Origin of the sequence: Pseudomonas sp. CCI4.2 (assembly GCF_034350045.1) — a bacterium.
Taxonomy (GTDB): Bacteria; Pseudomonadota; Gammaproteobacteria; order Pseudomonadales; family Pseudomonadaceae; genus Aquipseudomonas.
In genome coordinates, this window is the sequence record NZ_CP133781.1 from 4005645 (window position 1) to 4017591 (window position 11947).

The 11947-nt window shown below is 55.9% G+C and carries 7 protein-coding genes; 3 read left to right on the top strand and 4 right to left on the bottom strand.

The window, feature by feature from the left end; all coding sequences use genetic code 11:
- Nucleotides 1–23: 23 nt before the first annotated feature.
- The 4 genes from RHM65_RS18250 to RHM65_RS18265 form a co-directional block, all read right to left on the bottom strand.
- The gene (locus tag RHM65_RS18250; protein ID WP_322164514.1) at nt 24–1427 is read right to left on the bottom strand and encodes a TolC family protein; all 1404 of its coding nucleotides are present in this window, start codon (nt 1425–1427) and stop codon (nt 24–26) included.
- Nucleotides 1424–4627, bottom strand: a complete 3204-nt coding sequence (locus RHM65_RS18255; RefSeq protein WP_322164513.1) for an efflux RND transporter permease subunit — start codon at nt 4625–4627, stop codon at nt 1424–1426. The genes RHM65_RS18250 and RHM65_RS18255 overlap by 4 nt, the downstream gene beginning before the upstream one ends.
- 10 nt (nt 4628–4637) lie before the next feature.
- Nucleotides 4638–5876: a multidrug efflux RND transporter periplasmic adaptor subunit MexE gene (gene mexE / locus RHM65_RS18260; RefSeq protein ID WP_322183854.1), complete on the bottom strand. Its 1239-nt coding sequence runs from the start codon at nt 5874–5876 to the stop codon at nt 4638–4640.
- 120 nt (nt 5877–5996) lie between these two features.
- Nucleotides 5997–6914, bottom strand: coding sequence for a LysR family transcriptional regulator (locus RHM65_RS18265; RefSeq protein ID WP_322164511.1), 918 nt, complete (start codon nt 6912–6914; stop codon nt 5997–5999).
- A gap of 480 nt (nt 6915–7394) precedes the next feature.
- Between RHM65_RS18265 and RHM65_RS18270 the strand changes: the two genes are divergently transcribed.
- The 3 genes from RHM65_RS18270 (at nt 7395) to RHM65_RS18280 (ending at nt 11864) form a co-directional block, all read left to right on the top strand.
- A complete protein-coding gene (locus RHM65_RS18270) occupies nt 7395–8417 on the top strand; it encodes a zinc-dependent alcohol dehydrogenase family protein (RefSeq protein WP_322164510.1) in 1023 nt (340 codons plus the stop codon).
- A 496-nt stretch (nt 8418–8913) separates the two neighbouring features.
- Nucleotides 8914–10410 carry a hypothetical protein gene (locus RHM65_RS18275; protein ID WP_322183856.1) on the top strand — a complete coding sequence of 499 codons (1497 nt, stop codon included), beginning with the start codon at nt 8914–8916 and terminating at the stop codon, nt 10408–10410.
- Between the two features lie 65 nt (nt 10411–10475).
- Complete coding sequence (locus tag RHM65_RS18280; RefSeq protein WP_322164508.1) at nt 10476–11864, top strand: PLP-dependent aminotransferase family protein; 1389 nt, start codon at nt 10476–10478, stop codon at nt 11862–11864.
- The last annotated feature ends 83 nt before the right edge of the window (nt 11865–11947 follow it).

Genomic DNA, 11947 nt, shown 5'->3' on the forward strand with positions numbered 1-11947 from the left:
CCTTTAGTGGGGCTAGCGAAGCATTAAGACTGAGGTTGCCAACCGCCACCCAATGCCTTGTAAATGGCAACAATCCCACGGTAGGTGTCGATCTCACCCAGGGCCTGAGAATCTTCGGCTGCCAGGCGTTCACGTTCGGCATCCAGCAACACCAGGAAGTCAGCGGTGCCTTCACGGTACTGAATCGAGGCCAAATCTGCCGCTTTACGGCTCGATTCACTTTGACGGATCAACGAGATCAAACGTTCCTGACGCTTGTTGTAATCGCTGAAGGCGTTTTCCGACTCCTCCAACGCCAACAACACGTGCTGCTCGTAGTTGGCCAGCGCACCGTCAGCATCGGCATTGGCCCCGCGAATCCGCGCTCGCACGCTGCGTAAATCCAGCGCCGGCCAAGTGATGCTTGGGCCAAGCGACCAGGCAGCAGCAGCCGAAGAACCGATCTGCGAACCACGGGCGGCGGTGTAACCGAGAAAACCGGTGAGGCTGACCCGTGGGAACAGGTCCGCCGTGTTCACCCCGATTTGCGCGGTGGCCGAGGCCAATTGGCGCTCAGCGGCACGCACATCAGGACGGTGACGCAGCAGTTCGGTGGGATCGCCAATCGGCAAGGCCTTGGCAATCGCTGGCAACTGCGCTGGGCTCAGGTCGACTTTCATCGATTCCGGACGCTCACCCATCAAGGTCGCGATGCGGTTTTTTTCCCGCACTTGTTCAGCTTGCAACTGCGGCACAGTGGCTTCAACCGCCGCCAGACGGGCATCGGCGCGCACCACGTCGAGTTCGTTGCCGACCCCGGCGTCACGCATGCTGACGGTGACAGTGCGCGATTCCTGCTGGTTTTTCAGGTTGTCCCGGGCAATTCGCTCACGCAGTTGCGCGCCGCGCAGCTGGCCGTAGGCATCCACCAGTTCGGCGGTGATGCTGATCTGCAACTGGAACAGATCGGCTTCGCTGGCTTGCTGATCGGCATTGGCCGACTCGATCTGGCGCTGGATGTGACCAAACAGGTCGATTTCCCAGGCCATGTCCAGGCCCGCGGTGTAACTCTCGATGTTAACGCGCTGATTGGTCTGACCCGGCACTTGCGCCTTGCCTATCTGGCTGCTGACGCCGCTGGTGATGATCGGCATCTGGGTGTACGCCACCTGATCACGGATCGCCCGGGAAGCTTGCAAACGAGCAAACGACACGCGCAAATCCCGGTTGCCGGTCATCGACTGAGCAACCAGTTGATTCAGGACCGGATCATCGAACTGCGCCCACCAGACTGACTCAGTGTGAGTGCGGTCGTAATTGCCTTGGGCGGCAGACAACACCGCAGCCGCTGGGGTCACTGGAGCCTTGTAATCCGGGCCGACGGCGCAGGCCGCCAGCGCCAGAACCAACAGGCTCGGGAGGAAAAACTTTACCGTTGTGACGCTCATTGTTGCGACTCCAGCTTCAGGGCCTTGTCAGCTTCGTGAGCCTGTTTACGGGCTGCTTTACGGGCTGCTTTGCGACCTACATAGTTACGAATCAGCACGTAGAACACCGGTGTCAGCAGCAGACCAAAGAAGGTCACCCCAAGCATTCCGGAGAACACCGCTACACCCATGGCATGACGCATTTCAGCACCGGCACCGCTGGAAAGAACCAGTGGCACAACACCCATGATGAAGGCGAAGGAGGTCATCAGGATTGGGCGCAAACGCAGGCGGCAGGCTTCCAGAACAGCTTCCAGCGGCGTCTTGCCTTTCTCTTGCTCGTCTTTGGCAAACTCGACGATAAGGATCGCGTTCTTACACGCCAAGCCCACCAGTACGATCAAGCCAATCTGGGTGAAGATATTGTTGTCGCTGCCCGCAATGATCACCCCGGCGATAGCCGACAGCAGGGTCATTGGTACGATCAGGATCACCGCCAGTGGCAGGCTCCAGCTTTCGTACAAGGCAGCCAACACCAGGAACGCCAGCAGTACGCAGAGTGGGAAGACCAACAGCGCCGTGTTACCCGATAAAATCTGCTGATAGGTCAGGTCGGTCCATTCATAGGTCATGCCGTTTGGCAGTTCATCTTTGAGCAGTTTCTCAATCGCTTCCTGGGCTTGGCCTGAGCTATAGCCCGGTGCCGCGGCGCCGTTGATTTCTGCGGTGATGAAGCCGTTGTAATGCTGAACGCGATCAGGCCCTGAGGTATTACTGACCTTGATAAAAGTCGCCAACGGGATCATTTCGCCAAGGTTGTTACGTACTTTCAACTGACCGATCTGCTCACCTTCCTGGCGGAACTGTTGCTCGGCCTGAACGTTGACCTGATACGTGCGACCAAAACGGTTGAAGTCGTTGGCGTACAGCGAACCCAGGTAGATCTGCAGCGTGTCGAAAATATCACTGATGGCCACGCCATGAGTCTTGGCTTTTTCACGGTCGATGGCAGCATCGACTTGGGGCACGTTAACCGTGTAGCTGGTAAACAGTGCGGCCAGTCCTGGCGTAGTGCGGCTCTTGGTGATGATGTTTTGGGTTTCTTTGTACAGCGCGTCGTAACCCAGGTTGCCACGGTCTTCGATCTGCACCCGGAAGCCGCCGATGGTACCGAGGCCTTGGACCGGTGGGGGCGGGAAGATCGCCATGTACGCTTCTTGAATCGAACCGAACTTGCCGTTCAACGCACCGGCAATCGCACCGGCTGATTCACTGGGGTCCTTACGTTCGTCAAAAGGCTTGAGTGTGACGAACACGATGCCGGCGTTCGGGCTGTTGGTGAAACCGTTGATCGACAAGCCAGGGAAGGCCACCGCACTGTCCACGCCCGGCTGCTTGAGAGCGATATCGGACATGCGTTTGATCACGTCTTCGGTACGATCAAGGCTGGAAGCATCCGGTAATTGCGCGAAGGCCACCAGGTACTGCTTGTCTTGAGTCGGCACGAAACCGGTGGGGGTGTTGGCAAAACCGAACCACGTCAGCACGATCAGGCCGGCATACAGGAACAATGCAATGCCGCTGCTGCGGATAACGCGGCCTACGGTGCCGACATAACCATGGCTAGCTTTGTCGAAGAAGCGGTTGAAGGGGCGGAACAACCAACTGCCCAACAGTTTATCGAGGAAGCGCGAGAAGCCGTCTTTCGGTGCGTCATGCGCTCTGAGCAATACGGCCGACAGGGCAGGGGACAAGGTCAGGGAGTTGAAGGCTGAAATCACCGTGGAAATGGCAATGGTCAGGGCGAACTGCTTATAAAACTGACCGGTCAAGCCCGAGATGAAGGCGGCTGGGATAAACACCGCGCACAGCACCAACGCGGTGGCGATGATCGGGCCGGTCACTTCACTCATGGCTTTTTTGGTGGCTTCGATCGGACTGAGTCCCAGCTCGATATTTCGTTCGACGTTCTCCACCACCACAATCGCGTCATCCACCACGATGCCGATGGCCAACACCAACCCGAACAGTGACAGCGCGTTGAGCGAGAAGCCAAACAGGTGCATGACCGCAAAGGTACCGATCAACGACACCGGTACAGCGACCAGTGGAATGATCGAGGCACGCCAAGTTTGCAGGAACAGAATGACAACCAATACCACCAGAATCAGCGCTTCGAACAAGGTGTGAACCACTGCTTCGATGGAGCCACGCACGAAGATGGTTGGGTCATAGACGATGGAGAAGTCCATGCCTTCAGGGAAACTCTGTTTCAGTTCGGCCATTTTGGCCCGAACTTCGTTGGAGATTTCGATGGCGTTGGAGCCAGGACGCTGGAAGATCGGAATGGCTACAGCGGGTTGGTTATTCAGCAGCGAGCGCAACGCGTATTGACTGGAGCCGAGTTCGATTCGAGCGATGTCTTTGAGGCGCGTGATTTCACCATTGGCGCCAGCGCGGATAATGATGTTCTCAAACTCTTCCTCCGTGACCAGACGACCTTGAGTGTTCACCGACATCTGAAAGCTGGTGGCATTCGGTGCCGGCGGTGAGCCCAGTGAACCGGCGGCAACTTGACGGTTCTGTTCGCGAATTGCGTTGACCACGTCGGTAGCGGTCAGGTTGCGCGAGGCTGTCTTGTTTGGATCAAGCCACACTCGCAGCGAGTAATCGCCCATGCCGAACAGTTGCACGTCGCCGACGCCACCCAGTCGCGCCAGCTCATCCTTGATATTGAGGATGGCGTAGTTGGACAGGTAGAGCATGTCGTAGCGTTTGTCCGGGGAGGTCAAGTGGACCACCATCGTCAAGTCGGGAGATGCCTTGTCCACGGTAATACCGATGCGCGTCACTTCTTCTGGAAGTTTCGGCTCGGTGCGGGTCACACGGTTCTGGACTTGCACCTGGGCGTTGTCCAGGTCAGTGCCCAGCGCAAAGGTGATGGTCAGGGTGATCTTGCCATCGGCCGTAGATTGCGAGGACATGTAGAGCATGTTCTCGACACCGGTAATGGCCTGCTCCAACGGCGCAGCAACGGTTTCGCCGATCACTTTAGGGTTGGCGCCAGGGAAGTTTGCACGCACCACCACGGTCGGCGGCACCACTTCCGGGTATTCACTGATCGGTAGTTGGAACAGCGAAATGGCACCAGCGATCAGGATCATCAGCGACAGCACCGCTGCGAAGATCGGTCGCGATATAAAGAATTGAGAGAAATTCATGAGTTATCCCTTAACCGCGTGGGGAAGCGTTGCTTGCCAATTTGGCTGCCACTGCTGCTTGCTGAACATTGCTGGCCTCAAGCGCTTCACGCTGTTTGGCGAGAGCAGCGAGGGTTTCAGCGCTGGCCATCGGGCTCATTTCAGGGTCTACCACGGTACCAGGGCGAACCCGTTGCAAGCCCTTGACCACGATGGTGTCGTCTTTGCTCAAGCCGCTGCGGACGATACGCAGGCCTTCGAGTTTCGGACCCAGTTCAACGCTGCGGTAAGCCGATTTGTTGTCAGCGCCTATAACCAGTACGAACTTTTTACCCAAATCGGTACCGACGGCTTCATCGTTGATCAACACCGCAGAGTAGGTGCCGCTGCCGACCAGCTTCAAACGGGCATACAGGCCGGGTGTGAACTGACCGTCGGCGTTATCAAACACTGCGCGCCCAAGAATGGTGCCGGTTTGCGGATTGACCTGGTTGTCGATGAAATTCATCGTGCCTTGGTGGGTGTTGCCTTCCTCGTTGGACAGACCCAGGAATACTGGGGTGGCCTGACCGCGTTTACCTTTGCGTGCCAGCTCTTTGTATTTCAGAAAAACACGTTCGTCCGCGTCGAAGTAGGCGTACACCTTGTCGGTGGAAACCACACTGGTCAGCGCTGTCACGTCGGCGGTCACGATGTTGCCGGCGGTGATTTCTGCACGGCTGACGCGGCCACTGATCGGCGACGTCACGCGGGTGAAGCTCAGGTTCAGGCGAGCAAGATCCAGTTGAGCCTGGATGGCATCGACACCGGCTTTTGCTTCTTGGGCGGAGGTGGTACGGGTGTCAGCCAGTTCGGCGGAGATCGCGTTGCTGCTCAGCAGGCGCTGGCCACGTTGCGCTTCATTACCGGTACGGGTTTGTGCGGCGCGGGCTTGAGCCAGCTGGGCTTGCAGACGATGAACTTCGGAGAGGAACGGGCGAGGGTCAATCTGGTACAGCGTGTCGCCTTTTTTCACCAGGGCACCGTCGGTGAAAGAAACTTGATCGATCTGGCCGGAAACCCTTGGGCGGATTTCAACGGTTTCCGGTGCTTCCAAGCGGCCAGTGAACTCGTCCCATTCGTTGACAGGCTGTTCGAGTACCTTGGCCACGGTCACTTTCGCAGCAGCGGGTGCGGCTGCCGCTGCAGGGCCGTGCTGACCACAGGCACTGATCACGATCAGTGCCAGTGCAGCAAGGGGATAGCGCAAGTGATTGAATGACTGTGCCATGGGAATAATCCGCCAATATTCGTTGAGTTGGCGGATTCTGTTCTGACAGCTTGTATTGCACGAATCGAATAAACCGAAGGTTAATATCAGTGGGAATGATAGATACCCCCCTCGAAGGCTCTAGATCAGGCTATCGGGGTCACCAAAGAACATTTGAATGCGAGAACGCAGCCAGCGCTCGCCCGGATCGTTGTCCTGCGAGCCGCGCCATGCCATGTGTAAATCGAAGGTGCGGGTTTCGATGGGGACGTCCTCGGAGCGTACACCGCCTGCGGCCGTCAGCACTTCTGCCGCGTAATCTGGAACCGTCGCAACGATATCCGTGCCCGCGATCAGCGTCGCCAGACCGTTGAATTGCGGAACCGCCAGAACCACATGGCGCTTACGGCCGACCTTTTCCAAGTGTTCATCGATAAACCCACCCAAGTCGCCAGCAAACGAGACCAATGCATGAGGGCGCGCGCAGAAATCATCCAGGCTCAAGGGGCCAGGCACGGTATCGGCCCGCAATAACTTGGGTTTACTGCGGCGCAAGACTTTGCGCTTGGCGTTGGCGGGCAGGTCAGTGGTGTAGCTGACGCCAATGGAAATTTCCCCAGAAGCCAACAGCGCGGGCATCAAAATGTAGTTCACGCGGCGAACCACCAGCACGATGCCGGGCGCTTCAGAACGTAGCCGTTTTAATAGCGAAGGCAGTAACGCGAACTCCGCGTCATCGGACAAGCCGATCCGGAAGACGGTTGTGCTAGTCGCTGGGTCGAATTCCGACGCGCGACTGACGGCCGTTGAAATGGAGTCAAGGGCCGGGGAGAGCAACGCGAAAATTTCCACCGCACGGGCGGTGGGCTCCATGCTGCGGCCAGTGCGCACAAACAGCGGGTCATCAAACAACCCACGCAACCGCGAGAGCGCCGCACTGATCGCCGGTTGTCCGAGGAACAGCTTCTCTGCAGCACGAGTGACACTGCGCTCATGCATCAAGGTTTCGAACACGATTAGCAGGTTGAGGTCGACGCGACGCAGGTCGTTGCGATTCATAGACAGATGATCTCGGGCCGTTTGTCGATGCGTTGGTCTGTGCCAGCACGGGGCTTGCGATCGTTCTGCTCAGGCACTAATGCCTAGGTGAAAAATCGCCGAAATGAATAATACGAGGATTCTGTTGTTGGGACATCGATAAATTCAACGTCAGTGGATTTATCATCAACGTCAATGATAGTCCCACGTTGAAACGCTACCGTTGGGAACGCTGAGGGAACGCTCGTCGTAGGATATACCCCAATCAGAAATGCTTCCAAACGACCGAATTATAAAGGTGGGTTGCATTGTCGCGCCCACATGCTATTCAATGCGCCCCAGAAATGGCAGGATTCCAGCGGTTATTTGCCGGTGATTTTACTGACCAATAAAAATTTCAGAATCAATGACAGACATGTCGACTATTAATAGCCACTGATAGTGTTCGCGGAAAACCCCGGATAGAGTCATGGCATTAAGGTTCATTAGGCGAGGTTCGAAATGTCCCGCACAATCCGTTTTCATCAGTTTGGTCCGGCGGAGGTCCTCAAAATCGAGGAATTCCCTGCTGCGCAACCGGCACCCGGTGAGGTGCAAGTGCGCGTCGAAGCGATCGGCATCAGCTGGTATGACGTTCTATGGCGGCAGAATCTGGCACCTTCACAAGCTCGTTTGCCGGCTGGACTTGGCCAGGAAATGGCTGGTGTTGTTTCGGCATTGGGTGAAGGCGTTACCGATTTGGCAGTCGGTGACAAAGTGGCAAGCTTCCCGGCAGCCACTGCCAACCAACATCCGGTCTACGGCGAGTTGATCGTTTTGCCTCGAGCAGCATTGACCCGCTACCCGGACCTGTTGACGCCGGTTGAAGCGAGCGTTCATTACACACCGCTGTTGATCGCCTATTTTGCCTATGTTGACCTGGCGCGGGTAAAGCCGGGGCAAACCGCACTTATCACTGACGCGACCCACTGCGCTGGCCCGGCCTTCGTTCAAATGGGCAAGGCGTTGGGCGTGAAAGTGATCGCGGCAGCCAAATCTGCAGAGCAACGTGACAACTTGCTGGCCCTTGGGGCGGATAAAGTCGTTGTCACTGAAGAGCAAGACTTGCTGATCGCTATTAATAAATACACCGACAACCGTGGTGTAGATGTGGTGCTCGATGGTTTGGGCGGCCCGCAGATGTCGATCCTGGGTGACGTTCTTGCACCACGCGGCAGTCTCATTCTGTACGGCTTACAGGGTGGCAATCAAACACCGTTCCCGGCCTGCGCCGCGTTCCAGAAAAATATTCAGTTCTTTGTACATTGCTTGGGTAACTTCACCGGCAAGCCTGAGTTGGGTATCACACAAGACGAAGCTGCCTTGCAACGTGCGTTGCGTGAAATCAATCAGCTAACAGCTGATAGGGTATTACTGCCGCAGGTCACCCGGATATTTGCATTTGACGATGTTGTTGCAGCTCATCGCTACATGGACCAATGCCCAGTCACCGGGCGAGCGGTATTAGTGGTCGATCCTGCTTAATACTGTTTGTTTGCTCTGCCGGCGCCGCTGTTCAGGCGCCGTGAAACGAACAGCCCGCTGTCATTTAACGTCTTTGCAGCCCAGAAATCTTGCCGTCATCCGGCAGGATTTTTTTTTCGTCTGCAATGTTTCAACACACGCTTAAAGTAGCTCGGGCCCGCGTTGCGCAAGGGGTTTGACCCTGCGCAATAAACACAATGCCGAGTAAGCAGCTATTAATAAACGCGCGGCGTATAAGTAATAAACGCCGCTGAGAAAACGGAAGTTTAAAAGTTGCTGCGCTGCATTATATGAGAATTCTGTACCTTGTAATCATTTCTCAAATACTGATAATAGCCCGGTAATTATTGCTCAAGGAATGAGTCATGGTCGAACAACAATACATCTCCAGCTCTTCATCCCTGCCTGAACTTAACCCTTATTGCGTACGGAGTTGGGGCTGGATGACAACTGTCTATCGCTCGATAACGGGTTGTCATTGCAGCGGAATTGCCCTATGAGTTCTATTCATGAACAGGCAATGAACTACGTTTACCAGCAAGTATTGCAGCGGTTGACCAGTTACTTTTCTCGCGCTGAGCGAACCGCTCTGCAACTGTTTATTCAGCGTTTAATTGTGTCCGCCGGTGGTATCGAGCGTATTGGGACTTACAAGGTGATGGTTGCGTTCAGCGGTGGAAAGGACAGTGCTTACACCGTGGCATTTTTACGTGCGGCGCAATTGAGCATCGCTAACCGGTCGCCCACCACCTTCTCCCTGCGAGTGGCCACCCTGCGTCACGCTGGCATGACGTCGGCGGTGATGGACAACATCCACCGCAGTTATTCCGCTTTATTTCTGTATGACGACCCACGCGTCGAAGTCTTGATGGTGGATCACCAGTTCGTCAGAACCTTCAATATTGAGTCACCGTTTTCTTCGGCAGGCCGTGAGCGAAACCGCTCGGACATGCTGCTCACCGGCCACATGACGGCCGGTGACGGTCGCGCGACCTTCTGCAACAGCTGCTATTTGGGGCTAGCAGATTTTTTCGCCCGCGCAGCCTGCTGGGGTACCGGGATCGATTCACTGGTCAGCGGTGATTCACGCAAGGAACAAAAACAGTACATGGCCTGGGCCATGCGCTTGGCTGAGGGGCTCGATCTGCCTGCATCAGACTGGCGTAACCAAAGTTTCAACGGGGTACTCAAAACCGTTAGTGGAGTAGGGCAAGCGTATTATCACGAGCTGTACGGCGAGGGCGCTGAGGCCACCGGTCGAACATGCGCTTACCCGAACAAAGCAGTGGTTCCCGCATTCCTCACGCTTTTCGATCTGGTGAGCTGCAATGCAGAGGATCATTGGCCGTTACTGATCGAATTCCTGAACTTTCAGTTTGATGACCTTTCATTCAATTTCAGTGAGTCGGATTGCGCTAATCCGATGTTGATGGCGCATATGCGCGGCTTGCAAGCCCAGTATGTGAATGATCGCACGTACCCGGAAGGCGTCAGGGAATACCTGATACTGGCGAAAGCTTTGATGCGCGGAAAAAAAATGCCAGAGCAATTGATCGACCAAGCCATGGCCGCCTACGACACCCTCGCAAAAATCGAGGCCAGGCGCATGCTGTCAGCGGCCCATGCGCTGGATGCATTTGGTTTGAACGATGCCCAACTGGTGTGCCTGCTGTTTGCTCCGTTTGTCGATTCCGGTCTGTTCCTTGAGGCGTTCCTTCGTCGTTGCCATCCCGGCATGCTCGTTGCGCTGCCCGACTTGCACAAAGCCCTAATGGGGTTGCCGGTGCCCGAGCACGTGACTCAATGGCTGATAGATATCAGCGGCCTGAGTAAGGTGGGTCTGCAAGCGCTGTATGGCAAAAAACGTGTGGATTTCAATGATCCAACTTCGTTGATTGCGAGGGTTCGCGCAGGGGACCCGGACAAGCGTCGAATCATGACGGTGGATGCCGAAACGGGTGAGCCATCGGCTCAAACAGTGTCTGGGCGCTGAGTGGAAATTCTTCCGGTGAAGTCTACCGGCACCCGGTCATCAACGGCCGAGGAGGGCTGTCACTCATGAAAGACGTGCCTAGCTTTGCGTATCAGGCGGTGTACCTGTACCTCAATCGGTTGATCGACAACGTGCAGTCCGGCACCTCGACTAAATTGCCCTCATTGCGGCACCTTGCCGGGCGTCTGAAGGTCTCCGTTTCCACCGTTCAGTATGCGTACTGCCTGCTGGAAAAGGAGGGCCGGGTGTGCTCGATACCTAAATCCGGGTACTTCACGCTGGCGGGCGTGGATCGTCAGATACCCGACGAGGGCGGGGATTTGCTTGAAACCTTGTACGCAAATGCCCGACGCCCCGGCATGTTTGTGCTCAGCCATGACGACCCGACGGTACTGGCGTCATTGGAAAGTCCACTGTTAATGCTTGAGCGTGAGTTGATTCGACATTACCCGCGCCGGGCCTATTCGGTGTTTCAGCCTTTTGGCGAACTTGAGCTGCGCACCGCCTTAGCAGACCGCTATACCACGTGCGCGGTGCATGGCTGGTGCTCCGATAACGTCTATGTCGGTGCTGATTTGAGTGGCGTACTCAAAATTGTCCTCGATGTCTTGGCGCTGCGTGGTGGGACGGTGTTGGTCGAATCACCCTGTTCATGGACTATTTTGCGGGTGTTGAAATCGTTCAATATCCGTGTGATCGAAGTGCCCCTCGATGCTCAAAGCTGTGTCGACCTTGCTTGTTTCCAAGCCCTGCTCAGTAAAGAAAATATCGGTTTGGCGCTGCTACCCTCTTGCGTCAGCCCGATAATCGGACCGGCTGCGGTGGAGAATCGCCGACAACTGGCCGGTTTGTTGAATCAGCACGGCGTTTGGGTGTTGGAGAACGATAGCCATGGCGAGCTGTGTTTCGAGCAATCGGCGAACCGATTGCGCGATTGGGTCAATCCTCATCGACTGATGGTGTTCTCAGCTTTCGACAAAATCATCGGACCTGAGGCGCCTTATGGTTACGTGCTGTGCAAACACCTTAGAACTGAATTGCAGCAGCACTTTCTGGTGCGCTCATTTCGGCTGTCGCCTATTCGTCAAAAAGCCATCGCCCGGCTTTACAGCACCGGGCGAATCGACCTGCACGTTATTGGGCTAAGGCGACTACTGGAAGACCGGATGCTGATGATGGCAACGCTGCTCAACGAGCGCGTCGGTGACAGCTTGCGATTTAATCTGCCCGCAGGGGGGGCGGGTATCTGGGCCGAATGCATACAGCCCGTAAACATGCGCCAAGTATTTGATCGTCTACTCAAACAGCGAATTTCTATTGCACCCGGTGAGGTCTTTAGTCTTCAGGGGTTACACCAACAGAACCTGAGAATAAGTTTCGCCTTTGACTGGACCCAGGACATTGGCAGGGCGTTGGAGGTGCTGGACCGGGCGTTGCGCCAGGAACGCCTGTAAACAGCGGATTAAACGGTGGCGATTAAGCTTGCCAATGCCGGCCATTGATCCAAAAATATTTGCCAGCATCAGGCCATAACTGC